The organism is Streptomyces lycii, from assembly GCF_009735685.1.
Taxonomy (GTDB): Bacteria; Actinomycetota; Actinomycetes; order Streptomycetales; family Streptomycetaceae; genus Streptomyces; species Streptomyces lycii.
In genome coordinates this window covers 1-21,821 of the sequence record NZ_WHPN01000267.1, presented here as the reverse complement: position 1 = coordinate 21,821, position 21,821 = coordinate 1, and the positions used below count along the sequence as shown (strand labels likewise).

Sequence of the window (21,821 nt, the reverse complement as noted above, 5' to 3'; positions counted from 1 at the left end):
TCCGCCGCGCACCGCTCCCTGCCGCGCAGCGAGCCACCGCGGCCGGGCCGGGCGCGTCCCGCCGGAGGGCGCGCGGCAACAGACGGCAACAGACGGAAACAGACGGCAACAGACGGAAACAGAGGGCCCGGAGGCAGGGTTTCCGGAGGAAAGCGGTGGCCCCGGAAGGGGGATGAGAGACCGGACGGGAGTGGGGCGAGGGGTGGCCGGGGGAGGAGGGGCGGGAACCGGCCATGTGGTGGCGCGGGGGTGGGGGCGCATGCTACCCACTTCTGTGGCGTACGCCACAGCACAGGCCGAGTGTTCGCGCTCCCCGAAGGAGAACCCCCCATGGCCCCTCCCGCGCGGCAGAGAGCGGACGGCGACCGTCCGCCGGACGGCTCACCGGACGGCTCACCGATACCGGGCGCGGCGGGCACCCCCGGCGCCTCCCGCCGCCGCTTCCTGACCGGCTCCGCCGTGGCCGGGGTAACCGCCGGATCGCTGTTGCGCGGCGCGGCTCCAGCAGCCGCGGAACCCACCGGAGCGGCGGCAGCCCCGGCGGCCCCCGCCGCCGAGACCGAGCTGCGCTTCACCCTCAACGGCGCCGAGCGGACCGTATCGGTGGAGCCCCGCGTCACCCTCCTCGACGCGCTCCGCGAACGGCTCGGCACCACCGGCCCGAAGAAGGGCTGCGACCGCGGCCAGTGCGGGGCCTGCACGGTCCACGAGGACGGGCGGCCCGTGCTGTCCTGTCTGACGCTGGCCCTCACCGTGCGCGGCAAGGAGATCACCACCGTCGAGGGGCTGGCGGACGGCGACGAACTGCACCGCGTGCAGCAGGCGTTCATCGACTGCGACGGCTTCCAGTGCGGCTTCTGCACCTCCGGGCAGGTGATGTCCGCCGCCGCGCTGGTCGACAGCGGCCGGCCCGGCACCGACGACGAGATCCGCGAGTACATGTCCGGCAATCTGTGCCGCTGCGGCGCGTATCCCAACATCGTCGACGCGGTCCGCCAGGCGCAGGGCGGCCCGGTGAAGCAGCGCGGAGCCCGAAAACCGGGCGCCGGTGAGGGCGCCGGGAAGAGGGGCGCCGGGAAACCGGGCCCGGGTGAGCGGGGAGGCGGGGAGGCGTGAAGGACTTCGACTTCCGGGCCGCCGAGACCACCGAGGACGCCCTCGCGCAGGCCGGCGCGGACACCGCCTACCTCGCGGGCGGCACCACCCTCGTCGACCTGATGAAGCTCCAGGTGATGACGCCCCGGCAGGTCATCGACATCAACGCGCTGCCGCTGCGCTCCGTCCGCACCGGCGACGACGGGCTGCGGATCGGGGCGCTGGAGCGGATGGCCGCCGTCGCCGGGCACCCGCAGGTGCGCGAGTGGTATCCGGTGATCTCCCAGGCCCTGCTCGCCAGTGCCTCCCAGCAGATCCGCAACATGGCCTCCATGGGCGGCAATCTGCTCCAGCGCACCCGCTGCGGCTACTTCCGCGATGTCTCCGCGCCCTGCAACAAGCGCGAGCCCGGCAGCGGTTGCGCCGCCATCGACGGCGTGCACCGGGCGCACGCCGTGCTCGGCACCAGCGACTCGTGCGTGGCGACGCACCCGAGCGACCTCGCCGTCGCGCTGGTCGCCCTCGACGCGTCCGTGGAGCTGCGGAGCACCGACGGCCCGCGGACCGTGCCGCTGGCGGACTTCTACCGGGAGCCGGGCAGCACCCCCGAGCGGGAGAACGAGCTGCGCCCCGGCGAGCTGGTCACCGAGATCGTGGTCCCCGCACTGCCCTGGGCGGCGCGTTCCACGTATCTGAAGATCCGCGACCGCTCCTCGTACGAGTTCGCCCTGTCCTCCGCCGCCGTGGCCCTCGACCTCAAGGGCGACAGCGTCGCCGGGGCCAGGATCGCGGTCGGCGGCACGGGCACCAAGCCGTGGCGGCTGCCCGCCGTCGAGGAGGCGCTGACCGGCCGGCCGGCGACCCGGGAGACGTACGAGCAGGCGGCGGAACGGGCCACCGAGGGCATGCGCACGCTCCCCGGGAACCGCTTCAAACCCACCCTCGTCCGGCGCACCCTCGTGCGCGCCCTGCTGAGCCTGGGAGACTGACGTGTCCGTGCCGAACAGCAAACCCCGGCGGGCCGTTTCCGCCGACCGGGTGGACGGCCGCGCCAAGGTCACCGGCGGCGCCGCCTACGGAGCGGACCGCAGCCCCGACCGCCTCGCCCACGGCTACATGATCGTCTCCACGGTCGCGAACGCCACCATCCGCTCCATGGACGTCTCCGCCGCCGAACGCGCCCCCGGCGTCCTCGCCGTGTACACCCCGTTCAACCCGCTCCCGCTGAAGCCCTCCGGTTTCCTGGGCCCGGTGCGGGTGCCGCTGGCGGACAAGGAGGTCGTGCACCACGGGCAGCCGATCGGCTTCGTCGTCGCCGAGACGTACGAACAGGCCCGCGCCGCCGCGATGCTGGTGAGCGCCGACTACGACGAGCGCCCCGCCGCCGTCTCCCTGGAGGCCGGGCTGCCCGGCGCGAAGGAGCCGGACAGCGTGGACGGCGGACCCGCCGTCGTCACCGTTCTCGCCGACGGGGTCGGCTCCATCGACGAGGCGCTGCGCGCCGCCGAGGTGACCCTCGCCGCCACCTACACCACCGCCCAGCAGCAGCACACGCCCATGGAGCCGCACTCGGCCGTCACCGCCTGGTCGGGCGGCAGGCTCACCGTGCACAGCAGCTCGCAGGGCGCCGGGGTGCTGGCGTCCGACCTGGCGACGGCGCTGGAGGTGGAGCGCGGGGACGTGCGGGCGCTCGGCCCGTACGTGGGCGGCGCGTTCGGCGGCAAGTACGCCACGTACGCGCAGACCAGGCTCGCGGCGGCCGCGGCGCGGAAGCTGGGGCGGCCGGTCAAGACGGTGAACACCCGCGAACAGGTCTTCACCGCGACCGCGACCCGGGCGGCCACCCGCCAGGAGGTGACCCTGGGCGCCCGCCGCGACGGCATGCTCACCGCCGTGCGGCACGACGCCTGGTCCGGGGCCGCGATCGGCTCGGCCACGGTCGAGGCGGGCGGGCACCACTCGTCCCTGACCTGGTACGCCTCCCCGAACATCCAGGTCGGCGCCAAATACGTACCGCTGAACGTCCCCGAGGCGACCATCATGCGCGCCCCCGGAGAGGCGCCCGGGTCCTTCGCCCTGGAATGCGCGATGGACGAACTCGCCGGTGAACTCGGCATCGACCCCCTCGAACTGCGGATCAGGAACCACGCCACCACCGACCCGCACAGCGGCAAACCCTGGTCGAGCAAGCACCTCCTGGAGTGCTACCGCACCGGCGCCGAGCGCTTCGGCTGGTCCCGGCGCGCCAAGGAGCCGGGCAGCACGGCCGACGGCGACTGGCTGACCGGCACCGGTATGGCCACCGCGGTCTTCCCGGCTCTCCGCTTCCCGGCCACGATGAAGGTCCGTTTCCAGGCCGACGGCACCGCCGCCGTCTCCGGCTCGACGGCCGACCTGGGCACGGGCATGTGGACCGTCCTGTCCGTCGTCGGGTCCCGGGCGCTGGGCCTCCCGGCGCACCGGATCAAACCGGCCCTCGGCGACTCCGCGCTCAGCGACGCCGGGTTCGTCGGCGGCTCGGCCGGCACCGCGAGCGTCGGCTCCGCGATCCTCGCCGCGGCCGGCGAGGCCCAGAAGGCGCTGATCAAGCTGGCCGTGGAGCACGAACGGTCGCCCTTCCACGGCCTGGACCCGGACTCCGTACGCTACGAGAACGGCCGGCTCACCGCCGACGGCGGCCCGAGCGAGGACTTCGACACCGTCCTCGCGGCGACCGGCCGCCCCGGCGTCGAGGCCGAGGGCTCGTCCGCGCCGGACCAGTCGCAGGACTACGCCTACGCGTCCTTCGGCGCCCAGTTCTGCGAGGTCCGGGTGAACCGGTGGACCTCGGAGATCCGGGTCTCCCGGATGCTCGCGGTGATGGACGGCGGCACGGTCGTCAACGAGAAGACCGCCCGCAGCCAGATCCTCGGCGGGATGGTGTGGGGCCTGTCCTCGGCGCTCCACGAGGGCCTGCACTTCGACAGCGCGGGCCGCCCCGCCAACGCCGACCTCGCCGGCTACCTCATCCCGGTGAACGCCGACACGCCCGCCGTCGACGTCCACTTCCTCGACCACCCCGACACCCGCTTCAACGCGCTCGGCGCCCGCGGGCTCGGCGAGATCGGAATCGTGGGCGTGGCGGCGGCGGTCGCCAACGCGGTGCACCACGCCACCGGCAAGCGGATCCGGGACCTCCCGATCACCCTGGACCAGCTGCTGGACTGAAACCCGGGGACCCGTCCCGGCCGGCGGCCGGGCGGCTGCGGCGGCCTCCGACACCACGGCGGCGGCGGCCTCTGACACCACGGCAGCGGGGTGGCCCCCCGGACACCACGGAGGCGGGCGGCCTCTGACACCACGGCTGCGGGGCGGCCCCGGACACCACGGTCGCGGGGCGAGCCGCGACGAACGCGGCAGCCGTGGCGGTGGCGGTGGTTCCCTGGGGCCGGTTCCGCGGGGCCGGTTCCGCCGGGGACCTGCCGACCGGGGCGGTCCCGCCGTCGTGGCGGGGCCACCCCGGGCACGGCACGGCACGGTACGGCGCGCGCACGGTCGGCCGGGCCCGGGAGCCGTCCCCGTCAGGAAGTCTCGGGACCCTGGAGGATCTGGAGGTAGTTGCCGACCGGGTCCAGGACCGTGGAGAAGATCCAGCCGCCGCCGACCTCCTCGACCGGCCGCACCCAGGTCACCCCGAGCGAGTCGAGGTGCCGTTCGGCCGCCCTGATGTCCCGCACCGTGATGTTGACCAGGTGCCGTCCCGGCTCGGCCGCCTTGTCCGCGACGTCGTCGCGCCGGTCGAATCCGATGATCGCGCCCGGCCCGACGAAGAGCATGTGCTGCTCCCAGCGGGCGCCCAGCGGCTCCAGCGCGGCGCGGTACCACGCGGCGAGCGCGTCGGGGTCGGTGCTGCCGATCACGACGCCGAGCCCGGTGACGTTGCTCTGCGATGTCATGGGGTGCTGCCTCTCGTATTTCCTGCGACGGATGACGAGAGGGCTGACCGCGCCCGGCGCCCGAACTCATCGGTGCACCGGGGGCGCGCCCGTGAACGGGCCCGGTCCGGCAAACGGGGCGGGGCACGCGAAGCGCCCGGCGCCCGGCTCGCGCACGCGAACCCGCCCGGCCGGGCGCGGGCCCGACCGGTCACACGGACGGGCCCGCGCCCGCGAACGAGGCCGGGCACACCGACGGGCCCGCGCCCGCGCACAGCCCCGGGCACGGCAGGCCCGGGCCCGCGCACAGCCCGGGCACGGCGGGCCCGCGTCCGCCCCCGAGTCCGGCCCCGTGCCGGGCTGCCGTGTCCGTCAGTCCGCCGAGGGCCCGCCCGTGCTCGCGCGGACCTGGAGGGACGTGCGCAGCACCAGGGTCTGGAGCGGCCGGTCCACCCCGCCGATCCGGTCCTGGAGCAGCCCGGCCGCCGTCCAGCCCAGGTCGTAGGAGGGCAGCTGCACCGTCGTCAGCGACGGATGCACCAGCGACGCCCACGGCACGTCACCGAACGAGAGGACCCCGGTCTCCGGCGGCAGTGTGCCGGCCTCGCGGAGCGCCTCCAGGGCGCCCACCGTCATCAGGTTGTTCGCGACGAACACGGCGTCCGGCGGCTCCGGCAGCCTCAGCAGGTCCTCCATGGCGGCCCGGCCGCCCTCGACCCGGAAGTCGGCGTAGCGGATGTACTCCCGCAGCCGCGCCTGGTCCTCGCCGCGCTCCCGCAGGTGGTCGCTCATCACCGTGCGGAAGCCGGCCAGCCGTTCCTCGGAGGTGGAGGCGCCCTCGGGTCCGGTGATGCAGGCGACGCGCTCGTACCCCTCGCTCAGCAGGTGGGCGGTGGCCTCCTCGCCGCCGTGCTGGTTGTCGACCATCACGGCGTCGACGGACGCGCCCCGGGGCCGCCGGTCGACGGCGACGACGGGCATGCCGCGGGCGGCGAGCGGGGAGAGGTCCGTGCGGTTGCGGGAGGCGGCGGCGACGATCACGCCGGCCATCTGCTCGGCCAGCGCTATCTCCAGATAGCGGCGCTCCTTCTCCACGTCCTCGTCGGAGTTGCAGAGGACCACGGAGAGATTGGTCTGCTGGGCCGCGTCCTCCACACCGCGCGCGAGCGAGGTGAAGAAGGGGTTCTCGATGTCCGGGATGATCAGCCCGATCACGCTGGACCGCTGCTTGCGCAGCGAGCGGGCCACCCGGTTGGGGGAGAAGCCGAGTTCGGCGGCGGTCCGGCGGACCCGCTCCGCGCGCTCCGCGGTGACCCGGCCGCCGTTGAAGACCCGGGAGACGGTGGCCGCGGAGACACCGGCGGCGCGCGCCACGTCGTTGATCGTCGTCAAAGTCCTACCCGAACCTCTCGATCAGGCGCGGGAATTGACCGCGCACCCAGGTGCACCACCACCATTCTCCGTCCGGTTCGGCGCCGTTGCCGACGGTCGGGAGCGGTTTGTACGAGACCTCTTGACACCCCTCGACAGGAACCTTACGTTCGCGTGAAATGGATTTCAAGAGACCTCTGTCCGGGGAGTCGCCTGGCCGGAGGTACCCGCGACGGAGGCCCGAGGATTACTGGGCGGGCGCCGTGCGGTCTTGAAAGAAATCGATTTCAACAGACCCTTAGCACGCAGTCGCCTTCACAACGGAGCCCCGATGAGTACGTCAGCAGGACTGGACGATCTCGCCCGCCGCACCTCCGCGGTCACCCGGTCCATCAGCGCCGAGAACTTCACCGGAGCGAAGGGCGCGGGCGGCCGGGCCACCGAGGGTACCGGCGCGCAGGCCGCCGGCCGTCTCGGCCCGGGCTGGAAGATCTCCCCGAGCATTGACATCGCCGCAGGCGAGACGGCCGTGCTGGCGGACATCGAGGGCCCCGGCAGCATCAAGCACATCTGGTGCACCACCGACCCGCACCGCGCCTGGCGCGGCACCCTGCTGCGGATGTACTGGGAGGGCGAGGAGGAGCCGGCCGTCGAGGTGCCGCTCGGCGACTTCTTCTGCAACGGCTGGAACACCTTCAGCCAGGTCTCCTCGATCCCCGTCGCCGCCAACCCCAACGGCGGGTTCAACGCCTACTGGCCGATGCCGTTCCGCCGGGCCGCCCGCATCACCCTGGAGAACGTCTCCGCCGAGAAGGTCACCCTCTACTACCAGGTCGACTACGAACTCGGCGAGGTCGACGACGACGCGGCGTACTTCCACGCCCAGTGGCGCCGCAGCCATCCCGTACCGCTGGGCGAGGTGCACACCGTCCTCGACGGCGTCACCGGCGCCGGGCAGTACGTCGGCACGTACATGGCCTGGGGCGTCAACAGCCCGGGCTGGTGGGGGGAGGGCGAGCTGAAGTTCTACCTCGACGGGGACGAGGAGTACCCCACCATCTGCGGCACCGGCACCGAGGACTACTTCGGCGGCGCCTGGAACTTCGACGTGCCCGGGCAGGGCTACACCGAGTACACCACCCCGTATCTCGGCCTGAACCAGATCCTGTGCCCCGACGGCCTGTACGCCAGCCAGCAGCGCTTCGGGATGTACCGCTGGCACATCGCCGACCCGGTCCGGTTCGCCGAGGACCTGCGGATCACCGTGCAGAGCCTCGGCATCGGCCCGGGCCAGGGCAACGGTCTCCCGCACCGCTACCGGCACACCTCCGACGACATCGCCTCCACCGCGGTCTTCTACCTCGACAACCCCGCGGGCACCGGCCGCCCGGCCACCCCGGGGCTGCTCGACCTCGAAGTGGACTGACCCCCCCCGCCCCGGTACGCCGGCCGCCGCACCGGCGCCGGCCCCGCCCCGAACCGCCCCCCACGGCGAACTCCCCACACCGTCCCCGTAACACGGCCGTCCCCCACGGGCCCCGACCCAAGGACAGGAGCACGGAATGCTCCAGCACGGCAAAGACGCCGAGCCAGCCGGACCACCCGCCGACAGCCCGGCCCCCGCCGCCCGCACCGGCCCGACCCGCCGCCGCCTCCTCACCGGAGCGGCCGCCGGAGCCGCCGCACTCGGCGCGCCCGCGCTGCTCACCGGCTGCGGCACGGCGAAGGCCGGCGGCTCGGCCCTGAAGTTCTGGAACTTCTACGCACCGCAGCACTCGAAGGACCCCGCGCTCAACGCGCAGAGCAAGTGGTTCACCGACATGGCCGACCAGTGGAACGCCACCCACGACGTCAAGGTCGAACTGCTCTACATGCCGCCGAAGACCTACCAGAACGGGTCCAAGCTGCCCACGGCCTTCGCGGCCGGTGACGGCCCGGACATCTTCCTCGCCAGCCCCGGCGACTTCCTCCGCTACTCCAACGGCGGCGTCCTCGCGGACCTCACCCCGCACATGGACCCGGCGGCGATCGAGGACTACCACCCGGACACGCTCGCCAGCCGGATGGTGGACGGCAAGGTCTACGCCCTGCCCATGGAGATCGAGCCGCTGGCGATGTTCTACGACGTCGCGTCCTGGGAGCAGTCGGGCCTGTCCGAGGGCGACATCCCCGTCACCTGGGACCAGATGCTCGACGTCGGCGACAAGCTGACCACGAGGACCCGCGCCGGGCTGGTCTTCGAGACCCCGCCCGGCTACTTCCAGAACTTCACCTGGTACCCGTGGATGTGGCAGGGCGGCGGTGACGTCCTCGACAAGGACGGCAACGTGTCCTTCGACTCCAGGGCCGTACGCCGGGCGCTGGCCCTCTGGCAGGACGCCGTACGGGCCGGGATCACCCCCCGGACGATGCCCGCCGCCAACGACCTGATCTCCGCCTTCCGGAACGGCAACGCCGGCATGTGGCAGAACGGCATCTGGCAGGTCGCGAGCCTTCGGGCGTTCGCGCCGAAGCACGAGTACGGGGTGTTCAAGCTGCCCGTGCCCGACGGCGGCGAGTACACGACGACGCTCGGCGGCTGGTCCTTCTGCGCCAACGCCAAGGGCCGCAACCCGGAGGCCGCCGCCGAGTTCTGCGCCTGGGCGCTCGGCACCATGGAGGACGACTGCATCGGCCGGACGGTCGACTGGTGCACCAAGGCCAAGTCCGACGTGGCGCCCCGCAGGTCCGCGCTGGAGCGCGGCACCGAGCAGGGCGGCTACGACTTCTGGGCGATGAGGAAGTTCAAGGACGAGATCTTCCCCGGCGGCCGGGCCGAACCACGCTTCCCGCCGGTCGTCTACAAGGCCGTCTCCGACGCCGTCCAGGGCACCATGCTCGCCGGCCGCGGTGTGGCGGGCGAGGCCGCGCGCGCCCAGCAGTCCATCGAGGCCTACATGAAGAGCTACCAGGGGGCGAGCCTGATATGACCAGCGTCGTCACACCCCGGCGAACCTCCCCCGAAGCCGCCGGCGGCACCCCGCCGGAGAAGAAGGGGCTCAGCCGCAGGCACCGTGAGTGGATCGCTGCGGGCCTGTTCCTCGCGCCCGACGCCATCGGCCTGCTCGTCTTCGTCGCCGTTCCGATGCTGCTGTCCGTCGTGCTGAGCTTCTTCCAGGTCAGCGGCTTCGGCAGCTACGAGTTCATCGGCCTCGGCAACTACGAGCGGATGCTCGGCGACCCGCTGTTCTGGGACTCCATGCAGATCACCGGCGTCTACGTGCTGGTGCTGGTCCCGGTGCTGTTCGCCGTCAGCCTCGGCCTCGGGCTGCTGGTCAAGCAGAAGCTGCCCGGCATGGGGATCTTCCGCACCCTGTTCTTCCTGCCGTACGTCATCAGCCTGGTGGTTGTCGGTCTGCTCTGGAAGTTCATGCTGGACGAGCAGGTCGGCGTGGTGAACAAGGCGCTGCGCGGCCTCGGCCTCGACGGCACCTCCTGGCTCGGCGACCCGGCCGTCGCGCTGTACTCGATCATCGCCGTCTTCATCTGGGTGATGATGGGCTACTACATGATCATTTTCCTGGCGGGGCTCCAGGAGATCCCCAAGGAGTTCTACGAGGCCGCCCGCATCGACGGCGCGGGCCCCTGGAAGCAGTTCCGCACCATCACCTGGCCGCTGCTCCGGCCGACCAGCTTCTTCGTGCTGCTGATGTCGACCGTCGCCGCCATCACCGGCGGCTTCGAGCTGGTCTTCGTCCTCACCGAGGGCGGCCCCGCCAACAGCACCTCGCTGGCGATCTTCTACATCTACCAACAGGCCTTCATCTTCGGGGAGTACGGCTACGCCGCCGCCATGGGCACGTTCCTGGTGCTGGTCATGGTCGTCTGCTCCGCGGTGATCTTCAAGGTCACGAAGGGCGGGAGGTTCGACGATGGCGAGTGAGACCACCACCCTCGCGGCCGGGCGCGCACGGGGCGCGGCAACCGGGCGAAAGGGCCCCGGCAGCCGGGGCCGCCTCGGGCTGACCCTGTTCACGGCCGTCCTCGCCGCCGGGGCCTTCTTCCCCGTCCTGTGGATGATCTCGGCGGCCCTCAAGCCCCGCGACCAGGTCAACGACGGCAAGCTGATCCCCGACGACGTGACCCTGCAGAACTTCGTCTACGTCTTCACCGAGGTGCCGTTCGCCCGCTACCTCTGGAACAGCTTCTTCGTCTCCGCCGTGATCACCCTCGTGGCGCTGCTCCTCCACTCGATGGCCGCCTACGCGCTCGCCCGGCTGCGCTTCCCCGGCCGGGAGACGGTCTTCACGCTGATCTTCTCCACACTGCTGATCACCGCGCCCGTGGTGCTGATCCCGCTGTTCCTGGTCGCCCGGGAGCTGGGCCTGCTCGACAGCTACGCCGGCCTGATCATCCCCGCGATCTTCAACGCCTTCGGCATCTTCCTGCTGCGCCAGTTCTATCTGGGCATCCCCAGGGAGCTGGAGGAAGCGGCGATCGTCGACGGCTGCGGCCACTGGCGGGTCTACTGGTCGATCGTGCTGCCGCTGTCCCGGCCGATCCTCTCCGCGCTCGCCATCTTCTTCTTCCTGGCCAACTGGAACGCCTTCCTCTGGCCGCTGGTCGCCACCAACAACCCCGACCTCACCGTCGTCCAACTGGCGATCACCACCTTCCAGACGCAGTACACCTCCGCCTGGAACTACATCCTCGCGGCCGCCCTCGTCGCCGCCGCGCCCATGCTCGTCCTCTTCTTCGCCTTCCAGCGACAGATCGTCGAGTCCATCAAGACGTCCGGTCTCAAGTAGCCGACGCCCCCACGAAGAGAAAGACACGGAGGCCACTTCTCCATGGCACGCATCGGACTGCTGTCCATCTCCGACGGCCGGGACTTCGCCCACCGCGACGTCACCGACCACATCGCCCGGGCAGGCGGCGAACTCACCGCGATGCTCACCGCCGCCGGGCACGAGGTGATCGCCGCGCCCGAGCAGGTCAGCAGCAACACCCTGGCCACCTCGCAGGCCCGGTGGCTCGCCGACCGGCACGTCGACCTGACGATCTTCCACCACTCGGTGTGGACCTTCCCGCACTTCACCATGCTCGCCGCCGAGGCCACCCCCGGCCCGATCCTCATGGTCGCCAACATCGACCCGCAGTTCCCCGGCATGGTCGGCATGCTCGCGGGCGGCGGCGCCCTCGACCAGATCGGCCGCGTGCACTCCCGCGCCTGGGGCGACCTCGCCGACCGCGAGGTACAGGACCGCATCCTCACCCGGGTGCGGGCCGCCACCGCCGTCCAGGGCCTGCGCGGCTCCACCTTCGGCCGCATCGGCGGCCGGCCCATGGGCATGTACACCGCGACCGCCAACACCGACCAGTGGATGAAGGTCTTCGGTGTCGACGTCGAGGAGATCGACCAGTGGGAGATCGTCCGGCGCAGCGAGAACGCCGACCCCGCGCGGGTGCGGGCCGGACGCGAGTGGATCGAGAAGCACGCGGCGGGCGTCCACTACGACGGCAATAAGCTCACCCCCGAGCTGCTGGAGCGGCAGCTCCGCAGCTACTACGCGATGCGCGAGCTGATCGAGGAGTGGAACCTCGACTTCTCCGGCATCAAGGGCCAGCCCGAGCTGACCAACAACTTCTGCACCATGGACGTCACCGAGGCGTTCCTGAACGACCCGTACGACTGGGAGGGCCCCAAGCCCACCCATGTGACCTCCACCGAGGCGGACATGGACGGCGCGCTGTCCATGCAGATCCTCAAGCTGCTGTCCGGCTCCCCGGCGCTGTTCGCCGACGTCCGGCACTACCACGCCGACAAGGACGTCTGGGACCTCGCCAACTCCGGCCAGCACGCCACCTGGTACGCGGCCCGGTCCGACGACCCCGCCGAGAACCTCTCCAAGGTCAACTTCTTCCCCGAGGTCTTCTACTTCCCGGCGGGCGGCGCCTCCGTACAGCACCTGGCCGCGCCCGGCGCCATGACGTTCGCCCGGCTCACCCGGCTCGACGGCGAGTACCGGATGCACGTCATGCGCGGCGACCTGGAGAACTACGACGCCGAGACGAACGAGCGGATGATGCGGGCCTCCACCTGGGAGTGGCCGCACGCCTTCGCGCGGCTGCACACGCCGGCCGAGGAGTTCCTGTCCCGCTTCGGCTCCAACCACATCCACGCGGTGCCGGGCGACTACGTCGCGGAGCTGCGGGAGGTGTGCCGGCTGCTGGGGATCCGGTACGACGGGTTCGGCGATGCGGGGTGACCTCCCGGCCGGGGGCGGGGTCGGGGCGGGGGCGCACCACGGTGCGGCCTCCGGCCCGGGCCCGGGCCCGCATCCCGGTTGGTCCGTCGGTGCGGTGCGGTGCGGTCCGTCCGGTCCGGTCCGGTTCGGTTCGTCGGTCCGGGCCAGGTCGGTTCGGGTGCGGTTCGGGTTCGCATCGGTCGGTTTGGTTCGGTCCGTTCGGCTCGGTCCGGGTTGCTCCGGTCGCCGGGGTGCCGGGGGGCGGGTCCTCCGGGAGGGGGTCTTCCACCGCATATTTACGGCCGCCTGAACGGTGCGCGGAGACGGTCACCCTTTTTCCGCGGCCACACATACACGTAAGCGTGGAAGACCCCCTCCCTCCGGGCCCCCCTCCCTCCGGCCCCCTCCCGTCGGAACAGCGGCTGCCGGCCGTCCCGGGCGCGGTGTTGCCCGTGACCCGAAGGTGCCGTTGTGCTTCACGGCAGCGACTTCGGCTGATCGACTCGACAAGGAACCCGTATGACCCTGCTGCTCGGTATCGACATCGGAACGTCCAGCTCCAAGGGGGTGCTCACCCGCCCGGACGGGCAACTCCTCGCGCAGGCCGTGCGGGAGCACCGCACCGACACCCCCCGGCCGGGCTGGGTCGAGCACGACGCGGAAGCGGTGTGGTGGCACGACTTCCGGGAGCTGGCCACCGAGCTGATGGCCTCCGCGCCGGACGGCGAACCGCTGGCGGGCGTCGGGGTCAGCGGGATCGGGCCCTGTCTGCTGCCGGTCGACGCCGGTCACGTGCCGCTGCGACCCGCGATCCTGTACGGGGTCGACACCCGCGCCGGTGAGCAGGTCGCCGCGCAGACACGGCGGTTCGGGGAGGCGGAGATCCTGCGGCGGGGCGGTTCCGCGCTGAGCAGCCAGGCCGTCGGCCCGAAACTGGGCTGGCTGCGGGAGCGGGAGCCGGAGGTGTACGGGCGCACCCGCCGCTGGTTCATGGCGAGTTCGTTCCTGGCGCACCGGCTGACGGGGGAGTACGTCCTGGACCACCACTCCGCCAGCCAGTGCGACCCGCTGTACGACCTGCGGGAGCACCGGTGGATCGAGGAGTGGTGCGAGGAGGTCGCCCCGGGGCTGGAGTGGCCGCGGCTGGTGTGGCCGTCCGACGTGGTGGGGGAGGTGACGGCGGAGGCCGCCGCGCTGACGGGGATTCCCGCGGGCACGCCCGTGGTCGCGGGCACCGTCGACGCCTGGGCGGAGGCCACGGCCGTCGGCGCCACCGGGCCCGGGGACCTGATGCTGATGTACGGGACGACGATGTTCCTGGTGAACGTGTTGCGGGAGCCGGTGCCGGGGCGGGCCCTGTGGGGCACGGCGGGCGCGTTCGAGGGGACGTACTGCCTGGCGGGCGGCATGGCCACGTCCGGCGCGGTCACCGGCTGGCTGCGGGACCTGACGGGGGCGTCGTACGAGACGCTGGTCGAGGAGGCGGCGCGGATCCCGGCCGGTTCCGAGGGCCTGCTGATGCTGCCGTACTTCGCCGGTGAGCGGACGCCGATCTCCGACCCGGACGCGCGGGGCCTCGTGCACGGCCTGACGCTGCGGCACGGGCGGGGTCATCTGTACCGGGCGGCGCTGGAGGGCACGGCGTTCGGGGTGCGGCACAACCTGGCCGCGCTGGCCGGGTCGGGCGGTGACGTGCGGCGGCTGGTGGCGGTGGGCGGCGGGGCGCGCAGCCTGTGGACGCGGATCGTTTCGGACGTGACGGGACGGGTGCAGGAGGTGCCCCGGCACACGGTCGGCGCGGCGTACGGCGACACGTTCCTCGCGGCGGTCGGCACCGGACTGGCGGCGCCCGGGGACATCGCCGAGTGGAACCCCGTGGAGAGCGTGGTGGAACCGGACACCACGGGCGCCGGACGGATCTACGAGGAGCTGTACGCCCACTACCTCGGCCTCTACCCGGCGACCCGGGACACGGCCCACGCCCTGGCCGCCCGCCAGCACGCGGACACGGAGCGGCCCGGAGCGCCGTGACGGCGGCCACCGGGCTGTTTCGGACAACCGCTCCGGCGGCCGTGCCGGCGGAATTATGGTGGGCCGATGCGCGCACACCACATCGACCACCCGGCCGATCTCGACGTGGTCCGTGAGTCCTATGACCGGGTGGCCGACAACTACGTCCACATGGTCGAGACGACGGGATTCGGCGACATCCGCCGCCACCCGTGGCTGAAGGCGTCGATCGACGCCTTCGCCGACAGCGTGGGGGATTCGGGGCCCGTCCTCGACGTCGGCTGCGGACCCGGAACGGTGACCGCCTACCTCGCCGAACGCGGGCTCGACGTGTCCGGCGTCGATCTCTCACCCCGCATGATCGAGAACGCCCGCCGTCTCCATCCGCAGTGCCGCTTCGGCGTCGCCTCCGCCACCGACGTCCGCCTCGAGGAGGCGTCCCTCGGCGGCGTGCTCGGCTGGTGGTCGCTGTTCAACCTCCCCCGCGACGTCCTTCCCCGGGTCCTCGCCCGGTTCGCGCGCGCCCTGAAGCCGGGCGGGCACTTCATCACCGCGACACACGTCGGTGACGAGGACGTGGCGCGCACCGAGGCGTACGGAGGCGTGCCCGTGCGGTGGACCACGCACCAGTGGCGGCCGGAACAGCTCGTGGACCTGGTCGAGCAGGCCGGCCTGCGCCCGGTCGCCGAACTCCGGCTTCCCGCGGACGAGCAGACCGGGCCGGGTGTCGTCGTCATGGCCCGGCGCCCGGAGGTGCCCTCCCCGCGGGCGTGAGCCCGGGTCACCGGCCGGTGAGGGCGTCCGGCAGCGGCTCGGCGTGCACCACCGTCAGCCCGGACACGGCGCGGGTCAGCGCCACGTACAGGCGGCGCAGACCGGTGCGCTCGTCCGGTTCGGCGGCGGTGATCGCGGCGGGTTCGTCCAGGACCACGTAGTCGTACTCCAGGCCCTTCGCGAGCGTCGCCGGGACGAGGGTGAGACGGGCGTCCGGCGAGGTCTCCTCGCCCGGCGCGAGATGCGGGAGCCCCGCCGCGGACAGGGCCGCCGACAGGGCGGGGACGCGCGGGGCGGCGGCGATGAGACCGACCGAGCCCTCCCGGGTGAGGGCGGCGCGGCAGGCTTCGAGCACGGCGTCCTCGTGGGTCCCGGCCGTGCTGGGCAGGACGCGCAGGTCGCCCGCGGACTCGCGGACCGAGGTGGCCTCCTTCAGGCCCGGCGCGATGCTCGGCAGCAGCCGTGAGGCGTACGCGATGACGTCGCGCGGGACGCGGAAGCCCTCGGTCAGCTCCTCGATCCGGGCGTCCGGTTTGCCGAGGTGCGTCAGGGCCTCCGGCCAGCCGGGTGTGGACCAGGGCGTCGTGCCCTGGGCGATGTCACCGAGGACCGTCACCGAACCGGTGCTGCACCGCCGCCCGACCGCCCGGTACTGCATCGGTGACAGGTCCTGCGCCTCGTCCAGCACCACATGGCCGAGCGACGGCGTGCGCTCGGCCAGGTCGCGGGCCTCGTCGACGAGCACCGCGTCCGCCGCCGACCAGCGGGCGGAGCGGACGCTCCGCGGCGGTTTCGGCCAGAGCAGGGTCCGCTGCTCGCCGGGCGTGAGGACGCCCTCGGCGTGCTCGGCGAGGAAGTCCGCGTCGGACAGCAGGCGCAGCACCGTCCTCGCCGGGTCGGCGGGCGGCCAGATCGCCTTGACGGCCGCCTTGACGGCCGGGTTCCGGGCGACGGCGTCCTGCACCCGGTCGTCCGGCGCCTCCCCGGCGGCCTCCATCCGGACGAGCACGGCGTGCGCGATCCGCCGGGGCAGCGCCTCGCGGGCGGCACCGTGGCGGATGCCGCGGTCCAGCAGCTCGCGGACGATCTCCTCCAGCTCGTACGCCGGGATCCGCCAGCGCCGGGAGCCGCGCACGACGACGACCGGCTCCGTGGGCATCGTGACGCCGGAGCGGACGGCGCGGCGCAGCACCTCGGCCATCCGGGCGTCGCCCTTGAGCCGGGCCGCCTCCGGGCTGTCCTCGCCGCGCACCTCGACATGCGCGACCAGCCCCTCGACGGTCGCCTGCTGCACGTCCAGCTCGCCGAGGGCGGGCAGCACCTGCTCGATGTAGCGGAGGAACGAGTCGTTGGGGCCGATGACCAGGGTGCCGGTGCGGGCCAGCCGCTCGCGGTGCGCGTAGAGGAGATAGGCGACCCGGTGCAGGCCCACGGCGGTCTTGCCGGTGCCGGGGGCGCCCTGGACGCACACGGAGCCCGCCAGTCCGGCGCGGACGATGACGTCCTGCTCCGGCTGGATGGTGGCGACGATGTCGCGCATCGGGCCGACGCGCGGCCGTTCGATCTCCGCCTGGAGCAGCCGGCCGGTGGTCTCCTCGGCGGCCGGGTCGGTGAGGTGCTCGTCCTCGTACGCGGTGAGTTCGCCGCCGGTGAAGCCGAAGCGGCGGCGCAGCGCGACGTCCATCGGCTCCTTCCTGGACGCGCGGTAGAAGGGCTGGGAGACCGGCGCGCGCCAGTCGACCACCATGGGGTCGCCGTCCGCGTCGTGCACGTGCCGGCGGCCGATGTAGAAGCGCGAGGCGTCGGCGTCCTCCGGGCCGTCCTCCCCGGCGCCCGGGGCGTGCAGATAGTCGAGCCGGCCGAAGAACAGCGGGGTGTGCGCGTGGTCCGCGAGGGCCTTGATGCGGCTGTCGATCTGTGCCTGGAGCACCTCGGCGTTGACCCAGTTCGCGGTGACGTCGGCGATGTCGAGCGACTCGGCGTCGGCGCGCATGGCCCGCAGCGCGGCCCGGGACTCGGCGAGATGGTCCTGTTCGCGCCGGAGCGGGTCGCGGGTGTCGGTGGTGGACGGGTGCGCGGGCACGGCGAAGCCTCCGGGAGTGTGTCGGCGAAGGGACCGGCCGGTTTCCGTCCGGGCGGCGGCTCTCCCGGTACGGGAAGGCGGGGGTCCCGGAAGAAGTCCGGGGGAAGCGGAGATTGTAGCCAGCACCGACCGGGGCGGCGAATGGTTTTCTGCCCGGCACGGGCCTCCTCCGCCGGGTGGAGGGCGGCCCTCGGCCGCGCGGAGTACGGCGCCCCCGGGACATCTACCTCCTTGGACCGATGTGCTGCGACCGGGTGAAACACATCATGGGAGACATGAGCACCGCATCGATTCACCACCACACGTCCCGGCCGCCGGCGGGCAGCACCGCGCTGGGCGCCGGCCACCCGCGGCACGTCCTCGGCGAGGCGCTGCGGGCCGTCCGCGTCTTCGCCGGCGCCGTCTTCAGCGTCGTCGTGCTCGGAGAGGCCGCCGACGCCGCGGAGGAACACGTCCGCTGACGCCCCGGGTCGTTGTTCCGCCCCCCGACTGCCTCTAGGGTCGGCCTGACAGGCGGGGCGAGGCGAAGGGGCGGGGACGAGTGGCTGCCGCTGCGACCGGATCCCGGCGGCACACGGCCGCCGCCGCCCTGCTGCTGTCCCTCTCGCTCGCCGGCCTGGCCGCGCTCTGCTGGTTCAGGGGCGCCCCGATGGCCGATCTGCTCGTCTACCGGGCGGAGGGCCGCGCCGCCCTCGACGGCTCCGATCTGTACGGTTTCACCGTCACCGAGTGGAACCTCCCCGCGACCTATCCGCCGTTCGCCGCCCTGCTGTTCGTCCCGGCCGCCGTGCCGCCCCTGCTGCCGCTGAAGACCGCGGTGGTCCTCGGCAACGTCGCGCTGCTGGCGCTGCTGGTACGGCTCTCCTTCCGGCTCGCCCGCACCCGGCCGCGGCTCGCCACGGTCCTGGCGGTGACGGCCGCCGGGCTGTGGCTGGAGCCCGTCTTCCAGACCGTGTACTTCGGCCAGATCAACCTGGCCCTGGCCTGCCTGGTGCTGTGGGACCTGACCCGGCCCGACGGCGCCCGGGGCAAGGGCGTCGCGGTGGGAATCGCCGCCGGGATCAAGCTGACGCCCGCGATCTTCGCCGTCTATCTGCTGGTCACCGGGCGGGTACGGGCCGCGCTGTGGGCGCTGGCCGGCTTCGCCGGGACGGTGGCCGCCGGGGCCGTGGCCCTGCCCGGGCCGAGCGGGGAGTTCTGGACCCGGCGGATCTTCGAGACCGGACGGGTCGGCAAGGCGTGGATCGTCGACAACCAGTCCCTGCAGGGACTCCTCGCCCGGCTCGCGCACAACCCCGAGCCCGGACCGGTGTGGCAGCTCGCGGCGGTGGCGGTCGCCGCGGCGGGGCTGCTGCTCGCGCGGCACGCCGCGGTGGTGTGCGGGCGGGAGGCGTGGGGCGTGCTGTGCACCGCCTGCACCGCGCTGCTGGTGTCACCGATCAGCTGGTCGCACCACTGGGTGTGGTGCGTGCCGCTCGCCGTGCTCCTGGCCACCCGCGCCGGGGCGGCGTCCCGGGCCGCGGCGGTCGCGGTGGCCGTCGTCTTCACGGCGCGCAGCCTGTGGCTCGTACCGCACGAAGGGGCGCGTGACCTGCGGCTGGCGTGGTGGGAGCAGCCGGCCGCCGCCCCGTACCCGGTGCTGGCGCTGGTGCTGTTCGCGGCGCTCGCCCTGCGGCTGCGCGGCGGCCCGGGGCGTACGGGCGGAGAACCGCCGCCGCCCCGGGACGGCGCCCGCCGTCAGGCCTCGTCGCCCGCGGCCAGCAGCTCGGACGCGTCCACGATCCGGTAGGCGTAGCCCTGCTCGGCCAGGAACCGCTGGCGGTGCGCCGCGAAGTCCTGGTCGACGGTGTCCCGCGCGACGACCGAGTAGAAGCGCGCCTCGTGGCCGTCCGCCTTCGGCCGCAGCACCCGGCCGAGGCGCTGCGCCTCCTCCTGCCGGGAGCCGAACGTACCGGAGACCTGGATGGCCACGGTCGCCTCGGGCAGGTCGATGGAGAAGTTCGCGACCTTGGAGACGACCAGCACCGACAGCGCGCCCTGCCGGAACGCCTCGAACAGCTTCTCGCGCTGCGCGTTGGTGGTCTCGCCCTTGATCACCGGCGCGTCCAGGTGCTCGCCCAGCTCGTCGAGCTGGTCGATGTACTGCCCGATGACCAGGGTCTGCTCGCCGCGGTGCTTGTGCACCAGCTGCTCGATGACGCGCTGCTTGGTCGAGGTCGTCGCGCAGTAGCGGTACTTCTCGTCGGCCTCGGCGGTGGCGTAGGCGAGCCGCTCGGAGTCGGTCAGGTCGACCCGCACCTCGACGCAGTCGGCGGGCGCGATGTAGCCCTGGGCCTCGATCTCCTTCCACGGCGCGTCGAACCGCTTCGGGCCGATGAGGGAGAAGACGTCCGACTCGCGGCCGTCCTCGCGGACCAGCGTCGCCGTCAGCCCGAGCCGGCGGCGGGCCTGCAGGTCGGCGGTGAACTTGAAGACGGGCGCGGGCAGCAGGTGCACCTCGTCGTAGAGGATCAGGCCCCAGTCCCGCGAGTCGAACAGCTCCAGATGCGGGTAGACGCCCTTCCGCCGGGTCGTCAGCACCTGGTACGTGGCGATGGTGACCGGCCGGATCTCCTTGCGGGTGCCGCTGTACTCGCCGATCTCCTCCTCGGTGAGCGACGTCCGCTTCACCAGCTCGTGCTTCCACTGCCGCGCCGAGACGGTGTTGGTCACCAGGATCAGCGTCGTCGCCTTGGCCTCGGCCATGGCGCCCGCGCCGACGAGGGTCTTGCCCGCGCCGCAGGGCAGCACCACGACACCGGAGCCGCCGTGCCAGAAGTTCTCCACGGCCTGCCGCTGGTACGGGCGCAGCGCCCAGCCGTCCTCGGCCAGCTCCATCGGGTGCGCCTCGCCGTCGACGTAACCGGCGAGGTCCTCGGCGGGCCAGCCCAGCTTGAGCAGGGTCTGCTTGATCTGGCCGCGCTCGGAGGGGTGCACGGCGACGGTGTCCGCGTCGATCCGGGCGCCGACCAGCGGCTGCACCTTCTTCGAGCGGAGGATCTCCTCCAGCACGGGCCGGTCGGTGGACTCCAGGACGAGACCGTGCACGGGGTGCTTCAGCAGCCGCAGCCGGCCGTAGCGGGCCATCGTCTCGGCGACGTCGACGAGCAGCGCGTGCGGCACGGGGTAGCGGGAGTACGCGACGAGCGCGTCGACGACCTGCTCGGCGTCGTGCCCGGCGGCGCGGGCGTTCCACAGGCCGAGCGGCGTCACCCGGTAGGTGTGGATGTGCTCGGGCGCCCGCTCCAGCTCCGCGAACGGGGCTATGGCGCGGCGGCAGGCGTCGGCCTGGTCGTGGTCGACTTCGAGGAGAAGCGTCTTGTCGCTCTGGACGATGAGGGGTCCGTTCACGCCCTGGCCAGCCCTTCCGGTCGTACGGCGATGGGGCAAGCGTCCAGTGTCCCTCACACGGGTGGGTGACCGGGGACACAACGGACGACCGGTGTCGGTGGCCGGTGTCACACTATGGGTGACGGTGACTGGCGAGGAGGTGGCGTGATGAGCGTCGCGCACGAGCAGCACAGCGGTCCCTGGACGATAGAGGACGTCCTGGCTCTGGGGGAGGACCGCGGGCAGCGGCGTGAGCTGGCGGGGGAAATGCTCATGATGTCACCGGCTCCGGGGTTCAAGCACCAGCGTGCTTCCTCCCGGCTGTGGAATCTGCTGGACGCGGCCGCCGCGGAGGCGGGCGCGCCGGTCGAAGTGCTGGAGGCCGTCAACATCGTGCTGCCGGACGGGCTGTTCATTCCGGACATCGCCGTGGTGGACGCCGAGGCCGCCGCCAAGGACCCGGTGACGTGTGACGCGGAGGCCGTCTGGTTCGTCGTGGAGATCGTCTCCCCGACGTCCAGCGGACGCCGGACCGATCGGCTGCTCAAGCCGCCGTACTACGCGGAAGCCGGGATCGAGTACCTCTGGCGTCTGGAGCTGGAGCCTGCCCCCGCGCTGGTCGTCGCAGGACTGGAGAACGGCCGCTATGCGGACCGGATCGTCGCTCACGAGGGGCGGAGGACGCGTATCGAGCAGCCGTTCCCCGTGGAGCTGGACCCCGGAGCGCTGGTCCGGCAGCGGGCCTGAGCCGGGCGGCTGTCCCCGGGTGCGGTGCCGGCCGGCGCCCGTCAGACCGTGTCGTCGGCCAGTTCCGCGACGCCCGTGATGCGGTGCAGCGGATAGGTGCGGACCTCGTCGGCGGTGTGGTCGTAGCCGGTGACGAAGCCGCCCTCGACCCGGACGGGGGCCAGCACTCGCTGGCTGGCCGCGCCGTCCGCGTTCACGTAGCCGATCCAGACGGTGCCGCCGGTCATCGCG

18 protein-coding genes are annotated in these 21,821 nt (G+C 72.8%); 13 read left to right on the top strand and 5 right to left on the bottom strand.

The features are described from left to right. Positions 1–330: 330 nt before the first annotated feature. The 3 genes from GCU69_RS12710 to GCU69_RS12700 are packed head-to-tail and all read left to right on the top strand — an operon-like array spanning position 331 to position 4,302. A complete protein-coding gene (locus GCU69_RS12710; RefSeq protein ID WP_156206075.1) occupies positions 331–1,116 on the top strand; it encodes a (2Fe-2S)-binding protein in 786 nt (261 codons plus the stop codon). Then, positions 1,113–2,084 (top strand): FAD binding domain-containing protein, encoded by a 972-nt coding sequence (locus GCU69_RS12705; RefSeq protein ID WP_098755370.1) that lies wholly within the window; start codon positions 1,113–1,115, stop codon positions 2,082–2,084. Before GCU69_RS12710 ends, GCU69_RS12705 begins: the two co-directional genes overlap by 4 nt. A 1-nt stretch (position 2,085) precedes the next feature. Beyond that, positions 2,086–4,302, top strand: coding sequence for a xanthine dehydrogenase family protein molybdopterin-binding subunit (locus GCU69_RS12700; protein WP_218037916.1), 2,217 nt, complete (start codon positions 2,086–2,088; stop codon positions 4,300–4,302). Between the two features lie 353 nt (positions 4,303–4,655). On the opposite strand, the gene GCU69_RS12695 is transcribed toward GCU69_RS12700, so the two are convergent. Both GCU69_RS12695 and GCU69_RS12690 read right to left on the bottom strand, forming a co-directional pair. Next, complete coding sequence (locus GCU69_RS12695; RefSeq protein WP_098755371.1) at positions 4,656–5,030, bottom strand: VOC family protein; 375 nt, start codon at positions 5,028–5,030, stop codon at positions 4,656–4,658. Between the two features lie 351 nt (positions 5,031–5,381). Further along, positions 5,382–6,401 carry a LacI family DNA-binding transcriptional regulator gene (locus GCU69_RS12690; RefSeq protein WP_098755372.1) on the bottom strand — a complete coding sequence of 340 codons (1,020 nt, stop codon included), beginning with the start codon at positions 6,399–6,401 and terminating at the stop codon, positions 5,382–5,384. 310 nt (positions 6,402–6,711) lie between these two features. Between GCU69_RS12690 and GCU69_RS12685 the strand changes: the two genes are divergently transcribed. From GCU69_RS12685 to GCU69_RS12655, 7 genes are all read left to right on the top strand, one after another. Continuing rightward, positions 6,712–7,806, top strand: coding sequence for a glycoside hydrolase family 172 protein (locus tag GCU69_RS12685; protein ID WP_156206074.1), 1,095 nt, complete (start codon positions 6,712–6,714; stop codon positions 7,804–7,806). A gap of 136 nt (positions 7,807–7,942) precedes the next feature. Beyond that, positions 7,943–9,349 (top strand): ABC transporter substrate-binding protein, encoded by a 1,407-nt coding sequence (locus GCU69_RS12680; protein WP_156206073.1) that lies wholly within the window; start codon positions 7,943–7,945, stop codon positions 9,347–9,349. Beyond that, entirely contained in the window at positions 9,346–10,302 is a 957-nt protein-coding gene (locus GCU69_RS12675) for a carbohydrate ABC transporter permease (RefSeq protein ID WP_098755416.1), read from the top strand. Before GCU69_RS12680 ends, GCU69_RS12675 begins: the two co-directional genes overlap by 4 nt. Then, on the top strand, positions 10,292–11,167 hold the full coding sequence (locus GCU69_RS12670; RefSeq protein ID WP_098755415.1) for a carbohydrate ABC transporter permease: 876 nt from the start codon (positions 10,292–10,294) through the stop codon (positions 11,165–11,167). Before GCU69_RS12675 ends, GCU69_RS12670 begins: the two co-directional genes overlap by 11 nt. Positions 11,168–11,209: 42 nt before the next feature. Next, the gene (locus GCU69_RS12665) at positions 11,210–12,628 is read left to right on the top strand and encodes an L-fucose/L-arabinose isomerase family protein (protein WP_098755414.1); all 1,419 of its coding nucleotides are present in this window, start codon (positions 11,210–11,212) and stop codon (positions 12,626–12,628) included. 498 nt (positions 12,629–13,126) lie between these two features. Then, complete coding sequence (locus GCU69_RS12660; protein ID WP_098753218.1) at positions 13,127–14,638, top strand: FGGY-family carbohydrate kinase; 1,512 nt, start codon at positions 13,127–13,129, stop codon at positions 14,636–14,638. Between the two features lie 66 nt (positions 14,639–14,704). After that, the gene (locus GCU69_RS12655) at positions 14,705–15,391 is read left to right on the top strand and encodes a class I SAM-dependent methyltransferase (RefSeq protein WP_098753219.1); all 687 of its coding nucleotides are present in this window, start codon (positions 14,705–14,707) and stop codon (positions 15,389–15,391) included. 7 nt (positions 15,392–15,398) lie between these two features. Here the strand turns inward: GCU69_RS12655 and GCU69_RS12650 are convergent, their stop codons facing one another. Further along, a complete protein-coding gene (locus GCU69_RS12650; RefSeq protein ID WP_235978439.1) occupies positions 15,399–17,474 on the bottom strand; it encodes a HelD family protein in 2,076 nt (691 codons plus the stop codon). 275 nt (positions 17,475–17,749) lie between these two features. On the opposite strand from GCU69_RS12650, the gene GCU69_RS12645 reads away from it, so the two are divergent. Together GCU69_RS12645 and GCU69_RS12640 are read left to right on the top strand one after the other, a co-directional pair. Next, complete coding sequence (locus tag GCU69_RS12645) at positions 17,750–17,935, top strand: hypothetical protein (RefSeq protein WP_098753238.1); 186 nt, start codon at positions 17,750–17,752, stop codon at positions 17,933–17,935. Positions 17,936–18,015: 80 nt separating this feature from the next. Next, positions 18,016–19,263, top strand: coding sequence for a glycosyltransferase 87 family protein (locus tag GCU69_RS12640; RefSeq protein ID WP_408055800.1), 1,248 nt, complete (start codon positions 18,016–18,018; stop codon positions 19,261–19,263). Here the strand turns inward: GCU69_RS12640 and GCU69_RS12635 are convergent. Further along, positions 19,212–20,864: a DNA repair helicase XPB gene (locus GCU69_RS12635; protein ID WP_098753220.1), complete on the bottom strand. Its 1,653-nt coding sequence runs from the start codon at positions 20,862–20,864 to the stop codon at positions 19,212–19,214. The two genes, GCU69_RS12640 and GCU69_RS12635, sit on opposite strands and share 52 nt — an antisense overlap. A gap of 147 nt (positions 20,865–21,011) precedes the next feature. Between GCU69_RS12635 and GCU69_RS12630 the strand changes: the two genes are divergently transcribed. Then, positions 21,012–21,590 carry a Uma2 family endonuclease gene (locus tag GCU69_RS12630; RefSeq protein ID WP_156206072.1) on the top strand — a complete coding sequence of 193 codons (579 nt, stop codon included), beginning with the start codon at positions 21,012–21,014 and terminating at the stop codon, positions 21,588–21,590. A gap of 41 nt (positions 21,591–21,631) precedes the next feature. Here the strand turns inward: GCU69_RS12630 and GCU69_RS12625 are convergent. Continuing rightward, on the bottom strand, positions 21,632–21,821 hold a 190-nt coding region (locus tag GCU69_RS12625; RefSeq protein WP_156206071.1), incomplete at its 5' end, for a WYL domain-containing protein.

Bases quoted from the DNA above. Each gene is read 5' to 3' on its own strand.
- GCU69_RS12665 (WP_098755414.1), top strand. From the start codon at position 11,210: ATGGCACGCATCGGACTGCTGTCCATCTCCGACGGCCGGGACTTCGCC.
- GCU69_RS12660 (WP_098753218.1), top strand. From the start codon at position 13,127: ATGACCCTGCTGCTCGGTATCGACATCGGAACGTCCAGCTCCAAGGGG.
- GCU69_RS12670 (WP_098755415.1), top strand. From the start codon at position 10,292: ATGGCGAGTGAGACCACCACCCTCGCGGCCGGGCGCGCACGGGGCGCG.
- GCU69_RS12710 (WP_156206075.1), top strand. From the start codon at position 331: ATGGCCCCTCCCGCGCGGCAGAGAGCGGACGGCGACCGTCCGCCGGAC.
- GCU69_RS12630 (WP_156206072.1), top strand. From the start codon at position 21,012: ATGAGCGTCGCGCACGAGCAGCACAGCGGTCCCTGGACGATAGAGGAC.
- GCU69_RS12695 (WP_098755371.1), bottom strand. From the start codon at position 5,030: ATGACATCGCAGAGCAACGTCACCGGGCTCGGCGTCGTGATCGGCAGC.
- GCU69_RS12675 (WP_098755416.1), top strand. From the start codon at position 9,346: ATGACCAGCGTCGTCACACCCCGGCGAACCTCCCCCGAAGCCGCCGGC.
- GCU69_RS12685 (WP_156206074.1), top strand. From the start codon at position 6,712: ATGAGTACGTCAGCAGGACTGGACGATCTCGCCCGCCGCACCTCCGCG.
- GCU69_RS12680 (WP_156206073.1), top strand. From the start codon at position 7,943: ATGCTCCAGCACGGCAAAGACGCCGAGCCAGCCGGACCACCCGCCGAC.
- GCU69_RS12645 (WP_098753238.1), top strand. From the start codon at position 17,750: ATGAGCACCGCATCGATTCACCACCACACGTCCCGGCCGCCGGCGGGC.
- GCU69_RS12655 (WP_098753219.1), top strand. From the start codon at position 14,705: ATGCGCGCACACCACATCGACCACCCGGCCGATCTCGACGTGGTCCGT.